Raw genomic sequence first — 13580 nt, forward strand, 5'->3', positions numbered from 1 at the left:
AGCGGGCGTGCCCGCGAAAAGGCCTGATAAGCCCCGGAAGGATAAAGCCTGGCGCTTAGTTCCAGCCAGCCCGGTCCATCAAGCGAATCGCTTCAGCCTGGCGCTTGCCGGCGATTTCCACCGGAATGCTGTCGGCCTTGAAGCTCCCCCACGCCGCCACTTCGTCCGATGGCTTGACCTTCGGGTTGGCCGGGAACTCCTGGTTGATATCGGCAAACAGCTTTTGCGCCTCTTCACCGGTCATCCACTCCACCAGCTTCTTCGCCGCCTCCGGGTGTGGCGCATGCCTGGTCAGGCCGATGCCGGACAGGTTCACGTGCACGCCACGGTCCCCCTGGTTGGGCCAGAAGATCTTCACCGGCAGTTGCGGGTTCTGCTGGTGCAGACGGCCATAGTAATAGGTGTTGACCACGCCCACGTCGCACTGGCCGGCCTCGATGGCCTGGATTACTGCGTTGTCATCGGAGAACACGTCGGTCGACAGGTTGTTGACCCAGCCTTTGACGATCTGCTCGGTCTTCGCCTCACCGTGGGTCTCGATCAGGGTGGCAGTCAGCGACTGGTTGTACACCTTCTTCGCCGTACGCAGGCACAGGCGGCCCTCCCATTGCTTGTCGGCCAGCGCTTCATAGGTGCTCAATTCCTCCGGCTTTACCCGCTCGGTGGAATAGATGATGGTGCGCGCGCGCAGGCTCAGGCCGGTCCAGTCATGCGACGATGCGCGGTACTGCGGCGGGATGTTCTGGTCGATGATCGCGGACTTGATCGGCTGCAGGATGCCCATCTGCTCGGCCTGCCACAGGTTGCCGGCATCGACGGTCAGCAGCAGGTCGGCCACGCCGTTGTCACCCTCGGCCTTGATGCGTTGCATCAGCGGGGCTTCCTTGTCGGTGATGAACTTGATCTTCACCCCGGTCTTGGCGGTATAGGCATCGAATACCGGTTTGATCAGCTCGTCGATGCGCGAGGAGTACACCACCACTTCGTCCGCCGCCTGGGCAGTGCCGCCGAACAGGGTCAGGGCCAGGGCGGCCAGTAGGGGCTTGCGTGGCAACATGGAAAGCGCTCCTCGGATCGTATGAGAGGCGCAAATGGTAGTGAATCCCATTTTCCCGCTCATCTACCTAGCCGTTACTGGATGTTGCAGAGGGATAACAGTTGCGAGGCTCCTGTGGGAGTGGGCAAGCCCGCGAACACCGGCAAAGCCGGTGCCATACACCGCGTTGCCTGTTTCGCGGGCTTGCCCGCTCCCACAGTTTTCAGCAATCTCATGCCTTGGCGAGATCCGGCAGATCACCGGTCAAACCCAGCGCCTGGCGCACGAACAGCGCCTTGGCCTCCGGCATCTGCTGCACCAGCTTCAAGCCAGTGTTACGTAACCAGCGCAACGGCAGCGGATTGGCCTGGAACAACCGCTCGAACCCTTCCATCGCCGCCATCAGCGCCAGGTTGTGCGGCATGCGTCGGCGCTCGTAACGGCTCAGTACTTTCACATCCGCCAGCCGCTCGCCACGCTCGCAGGCATTGACCAGCACCTCGGCCAGCACGGCAGCGTCGAGGAAGCCCAGGTTGACCCCCTGCCCGGCCAACGGGTGAATGGTATGCGCGGCATCGCCGATCAAGGCCAGGCCTTCATCCACATAGCGCTTGGCATGGCGCTGGCGCAGCGGCACGCACAGCCGCGGGTCGGCCTGCAGCACATCCCCCAGGCGTCCCTCGAAAGCCTGCTGCAGGGCCTTCACGAAGGCCACTTCGTCCAAGGCCATCAACTGCTCGGCATGCTCCGGCGTGGTCGACCAGACGATCGAGCACCAGTCCTGCTGGCCATCGCGGGTCAACGGCAGGAACGCCAACGGCCCTTCATCGGTGAAACGCTGCCAGGCCGTGGCCTGGTGCCCGGCGCTGCAGCGCACGCTGGTGACGATGGCATGGTGCAGGTAATCCCACTCGCGGGTTTCGCAACCAGCCAGGCGCCGCACTGCCGAGTTGGCGCCGTCGGCCGCAATCACCAGCGGCGCGCGCAGCCGGCGGCCATCGGCCAGGCTCAGCAGCCACTCATCGCCCGAGCGGCGCAGCTGTTCGAGCCGCGCATTGGCCAGCAGGCCGATATCGCTGTCATGCAGGCGCTCCAGCAGGCCATCCTGCACCACCCGGTTCTCGACGATATGGCCAAGTACCTGGGCATGCACGCTGGCGGCCGAGAAGTGAATCTGGCCGGTACCGCTGCCATCCCATACGTGCATGTCCGAGTAAGGCGTGGCACGCCGCCGGGCAATGCCATCCCAGGCGCCCAGGCGCTCGAGGATGCGCTGGCTGGCCGCCGACAGCGCGCTGACACGCGGTTCGAACGGGGCCTGGGCATCGAACGGCTTGACCGCCAGCGGGCCGCCGTCGAGCAAGAGGATTTGCAGGCCGCTGTGGCGTAACGCCAGGGCCAGGGCGCTGCCGACCATACCGGCACCGACAATCAACAGATCTGCGCGCATTTCCATGCCTTACGCCAGCCTCGCTTGCGGCTTGAGCCGCACATATAGGGTTTTATCGACCCGCGCCACCAGCTCGCCGGCGCCGTCGCGAATATCGACCTGCAGCCGCGGCAGGCACTTCTTGCCGGTGGCGGTCTGCTGACGGATCTCGTCCAGCAATGCGTCATCGACGTGGAGTTCGGCATACACCGGGCCTTTGCCCGGTGAAATGAAATCGATACTGGCGGCCTTGTCCCAGACAATGTAGTCGCGCCCCAGCTGCTCGATCAGCAACAGCATGTAGAACGGGTCGACCATGCCGTACAGGCTGCCGCCGCACTGGGTACCGACGTAGTTGCGGTTCCAGCGGGTCAGCTTCATCGCGACCTTGACGCTACGCAGGTCAGCGCTGATGTGCTGCACGCGAATACCGGCGCCGAGGTGCGGCGGGAACAGGTTCAGGCGCCAGCGCAACAGGCGCGCGCGGCGCGCCAGCCGGCGTGCATCAGCGGTCATGCCTGCCCCCGCGAATCGGCGCGGGTACCCAGGCCCATGGCCTGGCGGGCAAACCAGCTTTTCGCCGGCGGCAGCAGGTCGAGCCCTAGCAGCCCGAGGTTGCGCCCGGCGGCCAGCAATGGCTGGCTGCTGCCAAACAGGCGGGTAACCTGATCGGAAAACCCGATGGTCAGGGCCTGGTCCAGGCGCTGGCGCTGTTGATAAGCCTGCAAGGTGGTCAGGTCGCCAGGCCGCTGCGGGCCGGCCAGCAATGCCTCGGCCAGCGCCTGCACGTCACGCAGCGACAGGTTGAAGCCCTGCCCGGCGATGGGGTGCAGGCTGTGCGCGGCGTTGCCCAGCACCACCAGATGCGGCCGCACCTGCTCCTCGGCCTCGATCAGCGACAGCGGATAGAGGTGCCGCGCACCGACCTGGCGCAGCGCGCCCAGGCGGTAGCCGAACACTGCCTGCAACTCGCGCAGGAACTGGCACTCGTCGATATCGGCCAGGCGCCGCGCATCCATGCCCTGGCGGGTCCAGACCAAGGCGCAGCGGTTCTCCGGCAGCGGCAGCAAGGCCATGGGGCCGTCTTCGGTGAAACGCTCGAAGGCCTGGCCGCCGTGGGCCTCGCCCGGGGTGACATTGGCGATCAACGCGCTTTGTTGGTAAGGCGTGTGGCGCACATGGATGCCCAGCTGTTCGCGCAGGCCGGAGCGGCCGCCGTCGGCGAGCACCGCCAGGTCGCACTCCAGTGGCGTGTCGTCGTTCAGCAGCAAGCGGTAGCCACCTTCGATTGCTTGCATCGAGGTCACTTCCGCCGGGCAGCGCCAGCTCACCACTTCGCTGTCCAGCCCTTGCCACAGGCATTGGCCCAGCCAGGCGTTCTCCACCACGTAGCCCAGCGCCGGCACGCCTTCTTCCTGGGCATCCAGGCGAGTAGCGCCGAAACGGCCGCGGTCGGAAACGTGAATCTGCCGGATCGGCTCGGCGCGGCCCTCGATCGCCTGCCACGAGCCCAACTGCTGGTAGATCTGCCGGGTGCCGAACGACAGCGCCGACGAGCGCGCATCGTAGCTGGGCTGAAAGCTGTCGCCGGGGGCGAACGGCTCGATCAGCAGGATTTTCCAGCCGCGCGCCTTGGCCCCGGCCTGCAGGGCCAGGGCCAGGCTTGCCCCGACCAGGCCGCCACCGATGATCGCCAGGTTTACCCGGTTCATGCGACGTCCTTGCGCGCAGCCTGCATCAGCGCCTCGATTTCGGCGACCGTACGCGGTACGCCCGAAGTCAGGATTTCACAGCCTTGCCTGGTCACCACCACGTCGTCCTCGATTCTTACGCCGATGCCGCGCCACTTCTTCGCCACGGCCTGATTGTCGGCGCCGATATAGATGCCCGGCTCGACGGTCAGCGCCATGCCGGGTTCAAGCACCCGCCATTCGCCGCCAACCTTGTACTCGCCCACATCGTGCACATCCATGCCCAGCCAGTGCCCGGCGCGGTGCATGTAGAAGGCCCGGTAAGCCTCACTGTCGATCAGCGCCTGCACGTCGCCTTCGAGCAGGCCCAGTTCCACCAGGCCCTCGGTGATGACCCGCACGGTCGCCTCGTGGGCGTGGTTCCAGTGCTTGCCCGGGGCGATTTCGGCAAACGCCGCGGCCTGGGCCTTGAGCACCAGCTCGTAGATGGCCTTCTGCTCGGGCGAAAAACGCCCGCTGACCGGGAAGGTACGGGTGATGTCGCTGGCGTAGCAGTCGATCTCGCAGCCGGCGTCGATCAGCACCAGGTCGCCATCCTTGAGCGGGGCGTCGTTCTGCTGATAATGCAGGATGCAGGCATTGCGCCCGGCCGCGACGATCGAGCCATAGGCCGGCATCTTCGCCCCGCCCTTGCGGAATTCGTAATCCAGTTCGGCTTCCAGGCTGTATTCATGCAGCCCGGCCCGACAGGCCTGCATGGCGCGCACGTGGGCGCGTGCCGAAATGTCTGCGGCAGCGCGCATCACCTTTACTTCCGCCGCTGATTTATACAGACGCATGTCGTGCAGCAGATGATCCAGCGCAACGAACTCGTTCGGCGGCTGGGCGCCCAGGCGTGCCTTGGAGCGGATCACGTTGATCCAGTCCATCAGCCGGCGGTCGAATTCAGGGTTGCTGCCCATGGCGCTGTAGACCCGCTCACGGCCTTCGATAAGGCCCGGCAGGATCTCGTCGATATCGGTGATGGGGAAGGCATCGTCGGCGCCGAAGTCGCGCACCGCGCCCTCCTGGCCGGCACGCAGGCCGTCCCATAGCTCGCGCTCGGGGTTGCGTTCACGGCAGAACAGCACGTATTCGCCATGCTCGCGCCCCGGAATCAGCGCAATCACCGCCTCCGGCTCGGGGAAGCCGCTGAGGTACTGGAAATCGCTGTCCTGGCGATACACGTGCTCGACGTCGCGGTTACGGATGGCAACCGCAGCGGCGGGTAGGATGGCAATGCTGTTGGGGACCATCTGCGCCATCAGCGCCTTGCGCCGACGGGCATATTCGGCCTTGGGAATGTGGCTCATGGGCAGACTACCCCGGTTGATCAGTGCAGCGATGGCTTGGGCGCGGGAGCGGCCGGCTTGGCCAGCTCGGAGAACAGCAGCAGCGGCGCCACACGCAGGTATTCCATGACCTCCATGTAGTCGCTCTCGCCGTCCTCGGACTCTTCGAGAGCTTCCTGGACCTGGGAAATGGCCACCAGGTCCTGCAGCACTTCCTTGGCCTCGCTGGACAGGTCCTTGCCCCCGGCATTCAGACCGAACCCGGTAATGAAGCCCTGGCACCACTGGCCCAGTGCGGTGGCACGGTCGCCCAGGGCGGCGTCGTCGGAAGGCAGCAGCAGGACGATTGCCATGTCGTCGCTGGTCAGCTCACCCTTGACCATTTCCTGCAGGCCGACCAGGGCGTTGCGCACCGTGTCGCCAGGCTCGGTTTCGAGCAGCTGGGCGGCATCGGCCAGCCAGCCTTCGGCGTCGAAGCCGGCACCGGCGCAACTGCGGCCGATCAGCAGGCCGTGCAGTTCGGCCGGGGTGACAGGATGGCCATTGCTGGACAGCAGCATGGCGAAGGCAACGTAAGGCGATTGGGTATTGGGCATGGGCAGCTAGGCGCCAGACGGCGCAATGACTAGAATGGAGACCTTGTATCCTAGCACCGGCAGGCGCGCCAAGACCATCGGCACTGGCCGTCGCCGCCCGGCGAGACGCATCATCATCGCCACGGTGACTCAACGACGGAGCGAATCGAGTGCAATCCACGCAAGACAACGACCTGCAGGCACTGATGAGCCGATTCGAGTTGCTGATCCAACGCGTCGAGCAACTAAAACGGCAAAATGCACTCCTAGTAGCTCAGGAAAAATCCTGGCGCGAAGAGCGCGCCCACCTCATCGAAAAGAACGAGATCGCCAGGCGCAAGGTCGAGTCGATGATTTTACGCCTCAAGGCTCTGGAGCAAGACTCATGAGTTCAAGCAATAGCGTCACCGTGCAGATCCTCGACAAGGAATACTCGATCATCTGCCCGCCGGAAGAGCGCAACAACCTGGTCAGCGCAGCGCGCTACCTGGACGGCAAGATGCGCGAAATCCGCAGCAGCGGCAAGGTGATCGGCGCCGACCGCATCGCGGTCATGGCAGCGTTGAACATCACCCACGAAATGCTGCACCGCCAGGAAGATCGCAACGATGCACCGGCCGGCGCTACCACCCGCGAACAGGTGCGCGACCTGCTGGAGCGGGTCGACCAGGCGCTGTCCGACGATGCGGATACCAAAATCGGCTGAGGTTGTTATACTGGCGCCACTCCCTGGGGGATGCGCCAGTCGGTTATGTCCCTGAGCCGATACGCACAACCACGGGGGTTGCACGCTGGGGCCGGTGTGCATGTCCGCCCGACGGAAAGCCTTAACGCCCCCTGCAATCTCCACCTTGAACTTTCGGGTTCAAGGGCTACACCGATAGCGGTCTTATCGGGGAGCCTGAATTCTCTTGCCCGCCTCTACCGGCGGGCAATTCGTTTTGGTCGGCCATGCCGGCCAACGCACTTGGGACCGCTCGTGCCATGACCGACACCGCGCCGCTCACCCGCCCCCAGCTTCGTCGCCTGCTGCGCAATGCCCGCCGCGCCCTCACCCCGGCCCAGCAACGCCAGGCCGCTGTCGGCCTGTACCGCCAGTTGGCGCAACACCCGCTGTTCCGTCGAGCCCGGCACATTGCCCTGTACCTGCCCAATGACGGCGAGATTGACCCCGCCCTGCTGCTGCGCGAGGCCCAGCGCCGTGGCAAGCGCGTCTACCTGCCGGTACTCCACGCCTGGCCCCGCACACGGATGGTGTTCCAGCGCTTCGACCAGGGTGAAAAACTCAAGCCCAACCGCTTTCGCATTCCCGAGCCTGTCACCGAGCGCAAGCGCCAGCGCCCGATCTGGTCGCTGGACCTGATTTTGCTACCGTTGGTCGGTTTCGACGAAGTGGGCGGGCGCCTGGGGATGGGCGGCGGCTTCTATGATCGCAGCCTGGCCTACCAGGCGCGTCGCCAGACCTGGAAAAAGCCATTGCTGTTAGGGCTGGCGCATGAATGCCAGAAGGTCGAGCGGCTGGCGCAGGCCAGCTGGGATGTACCACTGCAGGGCACGGTCTCGGACCGCGGTTGGTACCTGGCGCCACGCTGAAGGGCGCCAGCGAGGGAGATCAACGTTGTGGCTGGCTGGCGTCGACCGGCATCTGGTAGGCGTTGTCCAGCTTGCGCTCCCAGAACCCTTGCGCATAACCGGTAGTGACCACACCCAGGCCGAAAATGAACACCAGGACCCACAGCAAGTCTGGCTTGTTGCGTTGATTCATCGAAGATTGCCCCCCCGGCAAACTGTTCAGTACTCGGCGATTTTCTGGGTACCGCCGGAGCATCGCGCTTTTAACGGGGCGCATTTTCCGACAACCTGCGTCTACACGCAAACCTTGACGTCAACCGGCTGTCGGTTTCGTGCAACAGGTTATTTCAAACTTTTTCAGGAGCACATTCATGGCCTACTGGCTGATGAAGTCCGAGCCCGACGAGCTCTCCATCGAAGCCCTTGGCCGCCTCGGCGAAGCGCGCTGGGACGGCGTGCGCAACTATCAGGCACGGAATTTTCTGCGCGCGATGAGCGTTGGCGACGAATTTTTCTTCTACCACTCCAGCTGCCCGCAACCGGGCATTGCCGGCATTGCCAGAATCATCCGCGCGGCCTACCCGGACCCGACCGCACTGGACCCGCAAAGCCCTTATTACGACGCCAAGGCCACGCCGGAAAAGAACCCGTGGAGTGCGGTGGATGTGGCCCATGTGCAGACGCTGCCACGGGTGCTGGAACTGGGCCGGCTGAAGCAGCAGGCCGGCCTGGCCGAACTGCCGCTGGTACAGAAGGGCAGCCGCCTGTCGGTAATGGCGGTGACTGCGGAGCAATGGGCGGTGATTGTCGCGTTGCGTTGAAACGGTGCTGATCAGGTGCTGACGGGTGGCCCGTTACCGGCGCCCTGAGGGGAGCCGGTTTTACGGTCACTGCACGATCAGGTTGTTGAACAGCAGGTCTTCGACAATCGGTTTGCCCTCTTCCGCTTCCATCACCTGCTGCACCTGCTTCAGCGCTTCCTGGCGCAGATGCTCCTTGGCCTCGACATTGCTCATGCTTTCCACCGATTGCTGGGTGAACAGCGCCACCAGCTGGTTGCGGATCAGCGGCTCGTGATGCTTCACCGCCTTGGCGGCTTCGTCGCCGGTTACGCGCAGGGCCACATCGGCCTTGTACACGCGCAGCCGCGGGCTGCCGTCGAGGGCATAGTTGCCGACAAAGGGCGGGCTCAGGCTGATGTAGGCGACCTTGGGCGCCCCTTCCTTGGCTTCCTCGGCCATGGCCGCAGCCGGCAGCAGCAGCGCCAGCACCATCAAGATCCACGCTTTCACGAATTCGCTCCTCAATACAGTTGTCGCCAGCTTACCCAGCACACCGCGCAAACCCAAGCCCGGGCTTATGCTGCGCCATCAGGGCGGGCCATGCTCGTTGACCGGTCAGGCGGCCCTCCTACACTTATCGGCCACTACCCGCAAAGGAATAGCCCTGATGAAAGCTGTGTTGTGCAAAACCCTGGGCCCGGCGCGCGACCTGGTGCTGGAAGAGGTGGCCAGCCCGGTGCCGAAGAAAAACGAGATCCTGCTGGATGTGCAGGCTGCCGGGGTCAACTTTCCCGATACCCTGATCATCGAAGGCAAGTACCAGTTCCAGCCACCGTTGCCATTCTCCCCAGGTGGTGAGGCGGCAGGTGTGGTGGCCGCAGTCGGGGAAAAGGCCGGCGCCTTTAAGGTCGGCGACCGGGTCATGGCACTCACCGGCTGGGGTGCGTTCGCCGAACAGGTGGCGGTGCCGTTCTATAACGTGCTGCCGATGCCGCCGAGCATGGACTTCACCACTGCTGCCGCATTCGGCATGACCTACGGCACCTCGATGCATGCCCTGCGCCAGCGTGGCCAGTTGCAGGCGGGCGAAACCCTGCTGGTGCTGGGCGCGTCCGGCGGGGTCGGCCTGGCAGCGGTGGAAATCGGCAAGGCCATGGGCGCGCGCGTGATCGCGGCTGCCAGCAGCGCGGAAAAGCTGGCCGTGGCCAAGGCGGCCGGGGCCGATGAGCTTATCGATTACAGCCAGGCCAGCCTGCGTGACGAGATCAAACGCCTGACCGGCGGCCAGGGCGTGGACGTGATCTATGACCCGGTGGGTGGCGGGCTGTTCGAGCAGGCGGTGCGCGGGCTGGCCTGGAACGGCAGACTGTTGGTGGTGGGCTTTGCCAGCGGGACCATTCCGCAAATTGCAGCCAACCTGGTGCTGCTCAAGGGCGCAGCGGTGCTGGGAGTGTTCTGGGGGGCGTTCGCCCAACGCCAGCCACAGGACAACGCGGCCAACTTCCAGCAACTGTTTGCCTGGCATGCCGAAGGCAAGCTGAAGCCGCTGGTGTCGCAGACTTATCCACTGGCTGAGGCGGGCGCGGCCATTGAAAGGCTGGGGCAGCGGCAGGCGCTGGGTAAGTTGGTGGTGCTGGCGAGGTAACGCTGCACAACCTGAGCCGTAGTTCCGGCCCTTCGCGGGCAGGCCCGCGAAGGGCATCGGTAAAGTTGTCAGACTTCGCGCAGGTTATGGCAACGGCGGAACCGTGCCTCGAGGTTGCGATCGGGCATCTGGTGACTACGCAAGGCATTCAAGGTCTGCTCGACATAGTCACGCGTGGTGCCATAGCGCCCCTTGGCGCTGGCCAGGATCTGGCTCAGCAAGGTGTCGGGCAGGTTCCCGGCATAGCACGGCAGGTGCCGTTCCAGCACAAAACCCAGGGCCTGTACCTTGCTGCCATCCCCCAGCCGGCAATTGAGCCAGTGCGGCCGATAAGCCGGGTACGGCATCTCGCGTTGCCACAGGGCCATCAGCGAGTCGTCCAGGTTGCTTTCATCCAGCCGGTAGGCAAAGCCGCTGCAGGAACCACCCCGGTCCAGACCGAACACCAGCCCAGGGGTTTCCGGGGTGCCGCGGTGTTCGTGCGACCACAGATACAAGCCCCGATGGTAACCGTGCACCCGGGCGCGCTGGCGCTCCACGGAGTTGCACTCCGGTCGCCAGATCAAGGAACCATAGGCAAACAGCCAGACCGGCCCACCCTGATGGCGAGACATGGTGCTCTGCATGGAGTTGTACAGTTGCTCGTGGGTCAGTTGCTGACCGAAGTCGAGCGAAGGAGGATAACTAACTTTCCAGGACGAACTTTCAAGTGCCGACATAAGCTGCCGCCATGATTCCCTGTGAACTACACATATAACGAAAAACGATTCGAGGCAGTCGTAGTGTACTGCCTGTGCCAGCCCTGCCGCCGGCAAGCCAGCTGCCACAAGGGAGACATGCATAACCTAAGGCAGACCGGTGCGTCAGCTCAAGTATATGTCGAAATTTTCATCGGGCATTCCGACGATTGGGAATAATTATTCCAGGCGGCGCGAAAGTTATTGGCCAAGGCGGTAACAATTACCGCCTTATACCCGCACTTTGAAACTTCGGTTATTAACCGCGTGGCGCGTAGGCAAACACATCTGCGCGCATGCGGTGCGCATCCATGCCAGCGTCGACCAGGGCGTCGAGGGTGGCATAGATCATGTTTGGCGAGCCGCTGGCATACACATGCACGGCATTGAGGTCGGCAATGTCTTCGCAGACCGCCTCATGCAGCATCCCGCAACGGCCTTCCCAGCCGCAGAGGTCGCTGACGACCTGGTGCAGGAACAGGTTGGGCAGGCGCTGCCATTCGTCCCAGTGTTCGATCTGGTAGAAGTCTTCCGGCCGGCGCACGCCCCAGTACAGATGCACCGGGTGACGGAAACCCTGGGCCCGGCAATGCTCGACCAGGCTGTGCATCTGGCCCATGCCCGTGCCGGCGGCGATGAGCACCAGCGGCGCGTCAGGCAACTCGGCCAGGTGGGTGTCGCCAAACGGCATTTCGATGCGCGCCAGGCGGTCGCGCTGCAACTGGGCGATCAGTTGCACGGCGCTGGGCTCGCGCGCCAGCACATGCAGCTCCAGCTCACGCCCGGAATGCGGGGCGGAAGCCAGCGAAAACGCCGCCTGCTTGCCGCCGTCGCGCTCGATCATCAGGTATTGCCCGGCGTGATAGCGCGGCGCCCTGCCGGCCGGGGCGAGCAAACGCACGCGCCAGACATCGCCGCCCACCTCGACGCACTCGCTGACACTGCACGCCAGCTTGCGCACCGGCAGCTCGCCCAGGGCGAGCACACCATCCCAGAGCAATACGCAGTCCTCCAGCGGTTCGGCAATGCAGGTAAACAGCTCACCATGGTCACGGACTGCGCCGTCCTGGCGAACCCGGCCTTCAACCAGCAATGCGGCGCAGACATGGCAATTGCCATTGCGGCAGCTGTTCGGGCAGTCATAGCCCAGCCGCCGCGCTCCATCCAGGATCCGTTCCCCGGGTTCGAGTACCAGCACCGCCCCGGACGGCTGCAACGTTACCTGCATCAATCTATTCCCAACTGATCCCACAGCTCATCAATACGGCGGGTAACGGCTTCGTCCTTGACGATGACCCGCCCCCATTCGCGCGTCGTCTCGCCCGGCCACTTGTGTGTGGCGTCCAGGCCCATCTTCGATCCCAGCCCCGATACCGGCGATGCAAAGTCCAGGTAGTCGATAGGCGTGTTGTCGATCATTACCGTATCACGCTTGGGGTCCATGCGCGTGGTGATGGCCCAGATCACATCGTTCCAGTCGCGGGCGTTGATATCGTCGTCGGTGACGATAACGAACTTGGTGTACATGAACTGTCGCAGGAACGACCACACACCCAGCATTACGCGCTTGGCGTGGCCCGGGTACTGCTTTTTCATGGTGACCACCGCCATGCGGTACGAACAGCCCTCCGGTGGCAGGTAGAAGTCGACGATTTCCGGGAACTGCTTCTGCAGGATCGGCACGAACACTTCGTTCAGCGCCACGCCGAGAATCGCCGGCTCATCCGGCGGACGCCCGGTGTAGGTGCTGTGGTAGATCGGTTTCTGCCGGTGGGTGATGCGCTCGACGGTGAACACCGGGAAGCTGTCCACTTCGTTGTAGTAGCCGGTGTGGTCGCCATACGGGCCTTCCGGGGCCATCTCGCCCGGGTGGATCACGCCTTCCAGGATGATTTCGGCGGTGGCCGGTACCTGCAGGTTGCTGCCCCGGCACTTGACCAGTTCGGTACGGTTGCCGCGCAGCAAGCCGGCAAAGGCATACTCGGAGAGGGTGTCCGGCACCGGGGTCACGGCGCCGAGGATCGTGGCCGGGTCAGCGCCCAGGGCAACGGCAACCGGAAACGGCTGGCCAGGGTTTTTCTCGCACCACTCGCGGTAGTCCAGGGCGCCGCCACGGTGGCTGAGCCAGCGCATGATGACCTTGTTGCGGCCGATCACCTGCTGGCGGTAGATGCCCAGGTTCTGACGGTCCTTGTTCGGGCCGCGGGTGACGGTGAGCCCCCAGGTGATCAGCGGTGCCACGTCGCCTGGCCAGCAGTGCTGGATCGGCAGCGCGCCGAGGTCGACATCGTCCCCCTCGACCACTACCTCCTGGCACACCGCATCCTTGACCACCTTGGGCGCCATCGACACGACTTTCTTGAAGATCGGCAGCTTCGCCCAGGCATCCTTGAGGCCCTTTGGCGGCTCGGGCTCCTTGAGGAAAGCCAGCAGCTTGCCGATTTCGCGCAGTTCGTCGACCGACTCGGCGCCCATGCCCATGGCCACGCGCTCCGGGGTGCCGAACAGGTTGCCCAGCACCGGGATGTCGAAGCCGGTGGGCTTTTCGAACAGCAACGCGGGGCCCTTGGCACGCAGGGTGCGGTCGCAGACCTCGGTCATTTCCAGCACAGGGGAGATCGGAACCTGGATGCGCTTGAGTTCGCCGCGCTGTTCCAGGCCACGGATGAAGTCGCGCAAGTCGCGATACTGCATGCAGGAGCCTCATGTTGGCCGTATCGGTCGGGGTGCAGAGTGTAGCGCCGTTCGGGCTCTGTTTGGGGGCAAAAATGCATTGGGGCCG

Annotated in this window: 16 protein-coding genes and 1 other RNA gene; 6 read left to right on the forward strand and 11 right to left on the reverse strand. The window is 64.3% G+C overall.

Features of this window, described 5'->3' with window-relative positions; all coding sequences use genetic code 11:
• Nucleotides 1-55: 55 nt before the first annotated feature.
• The 6 genes from ACLEJP_RS20310 to ACLEJP_RS20335 form a co-directional block, all read right to left on the reverse strand.
• The gene (locus tag ACLEJP_RS20310) at nt 56-1057 is read right to left on the reverse strand and encodes an extracellular solute-binding protein (RefSeq protein WP_440809242.1); all 1002 of its coding nucleotides are present in this window, start codon (nt 1055-1057) and stop codon (nt 56-58) included.
• A gap of 211 nt (nt 1058-1268) precedes the next feature.
• Nucleotides 1269-2486, reverse strand: coding sequence for a 2-octaprenyl-3-methyl-6-methoxy-1,4-benzoquinol hydroxylase (locus ACLEJP_RS20315; protein ID WP_440809244.1), 1218 nt, complete (start codon nt 2484-2486; stop codon nt 1269-1271).
• A 9-nt stretch (nt 2487-2495) separates the two neighbouring features.
• Nucleotides 2496-2981, reverse strand: coding sequence for a DUF4442 domain-containing protein (locus ACLEJP_RS20320; RefSeq protein WP_186684121.1), 486 nt, complete (start codon nt 2979-2981; stop codon nt 2496-2498).
• Complete coding sequence (gene ubiH / locus ACLEJP_RS20325) at nt 2978-4177, reverse strand: 2-octaprenyl-6-methoxyphenyl hydroxylase (protein WP_440809247.1); 1200 nt, start codon at nt 4175-4177, stop codon at nt 2978-2980. The genes ACLEJP_RS20320 and ubiH overlap by 4 nt, the downstream gene beginning before the upstream one ends.
• Entirely contained in the window at nt 4174-5508 is a 1335-nt protein-coding gene (gene pepP, locus ACLEJP_RS20330) for a Xaa-Pro aminopeptidase (protein ID WP_440809250.1), read from the reverse strand. Before pepP ends, ubiH begins: the two co-directional genes overlap by 4 nt.
• Before the next feature lie 20 nt (nt 5509-5528).
• Nucleotides 5529-6083, reverse strand: coding sequence for a YecA/YgfB family protein (locus ACLEJP_RS20335; protein ID WP_225779697.1), 555 nt, complete (start codon nt 6081-6083; stop codon nt 5529-5531).
• Nucleotides 6084-6268: 185 nt separating this feature from the next.
• Here ACLEJP_RS20335 and ACLEJP_RS20340 point away from each other — a divergent pair, with 185 nt between their 5' ends.
• The 4 genes from ACLEJP_RS20340 (at nt 6269) to ACLEJP_RS20355 (ending at nt 7655) form a co-directional block, all read left to right on the forward strand.
• Complete coding sequence (locus ACLEJP_RS20340; protein WP_170034340.1) at nt 6269-6451, forward strand: TIGR02449 family protein; 183 nt, start codon at nt 6269-6271, stop codon at nt 6449-6451.
• Nucleotides 6448-6768, forward strand: a complete 321-nt coding sequence (locus tag ACLEJP_RS20345; RefSeq protein ID WP_440809253.1) for a cell division protein ZapA — start codon at nt 6448-6450, stop codon at nt 6766-6768. Before ACLEJP_RS20340 ends, ACLEJP_RS20345 begins: the two co-directional genes overlap by 4 nt.
• Nucleotides 6769-6785: 17 nt before the next feature.
• Nucleotides 6786-6965: non-coding RNA, 6S RNA (gene ssrS, locus ACLEJP_RS20350), on the forward strand.
• An 81-nt stretch (nt 6966-7046) separates the two neighbouring features.
• On the forward strand, nt 7047-7655 hold the full coding sequence (locus tag ACLEJP_RS20355; protein WP_289133465.1) for a 5-formyltetrahydrofolate cyclo-ligase: 609 nt from the start codon (nt 7047-7049) through the stop codon (nt 7653-7655).
• A gap of 19 nt (nt 7656-7674) precedes the next feature.
• Here ACLEJP_RS20355 and ACLEJP_RS20360 read toward each other — a convergent pair whose 3' ends face one another.
• On the reverse strand, nt 7675-7827 hold the full coding sequence (locus ACLEJP_RS20360) for a hypothetical protein (protein WP_170033651.1): 153 nt from the start codon (nt 7825-7827) through the stop codon (nt 7675-7677).
• Between the two features lie 178 nt (nt 7828-8005).
• Between ACLEJP_RS20360 and ACLEJP_RS20365 the strand changes: the two genes are divergently transcribed.
• Nucleotides 8006-8455 (forward strand): EVE domain-containing protein, encoded by a 450-nt coding sequence (locus ACLEJP_RS20365; RefSeq protein WP_440809256.1) that lies wholly within the window; start codon nt 8006-8008, stop codon nt 8453-8455.
• A gap of 66 nt (nt 8456-8521) precedes the next feature.
• On the opposite strand, the gene ACLEJP_RS20370 is transcribed toward ACLEJP_RS20365, so the two are convergent.
• Nucleotides 8522-8926, reverse strand: a complete 405-nt coding sequence (locus tag ACLEJP_RS20370; RefSeq protein WP_170033661.1) for a flagellar basal body-associated protein FliL — start codon at nt 8924-8926, stop codon at nt 8522-8524.
• Nucleotides 8927-9083: 157 nt separating this feature from the next.
• On the opposite strand from ACLEJP_RS20370, the gene ACLEJP_RS20375 reads away from it, so the two are divergent.
• Nucleotides 9084-10061, forward strand: a complete 978-nt coding sequence (locus ACLEJP_RS20375; RefSeq protein WP_440809258.1) for an NADPH:quinone oxidoreductase family protein — start codon at nt 9084-9086, stop codon at nt 10059-10061.
• A 68-nt stretch (nt 10062-10129) separates the two neighbouring features.
• Here the strand turns inward: ACLEJP_RS20375 and ACLEJP_RS20380 are convergent, their stop codons facing one another.
• The 3 genes from ACLEJP_RS20380 to ubiD form a co-directional block, all read right to left on the reverse strand.
• Nucleotides 10130-10780 (reverse strand): gamma-glutamylcyclotransferase, encoded by a 651-nt coding sequence (locus tag ACLEJP_RS20380; protein ID WP_225779701.1) that lies wholly within the window; start codon nt 10778-10780, stop codon nt 10130-10132.
• Nucleotides 10781-11057: 277 nt separating this feature from the next.
• Entirely contained in the window at nt 11058-12026 is a 969-nt protein-coding gene (locus tag ACLEJP_RS20385; protein ID WP_440809260.1) for a CDP-6-deoxy-delta-3,4-glucoseen reductase, read from the reverse strand.
• The gene (gene ubiD, locus ACLEJP_RS20390) at nt 12026-13492 is read right to left on the reverse strand and encodes a 4-hydroxy-3-polyprenylbenzoate decarboxylase (RefSeq protein WP_440809263.1); all 1467 of its coding nucleotides are present in this window, start codon (nt 13490-13492) and stop codon (nt 12026-12028) included. The genes ACLEJP_RS20385 and ubiD overlap by 1 nt, the downstream gene beginning before the upstream one ends.
• Between the last annotated feature and the right edge of the window lie 88 nt (nt 13493-13580).

Origin of the sequence: Pseudomonas sp. SMV7, assembly GCF_052041995.1 — a bacterium.
GTDB lineage: Bacteria > Pseudomonadota > Gammaproteobacteria > Pseudomonadales > Pseudomonadaceae > Aquipseudomonas.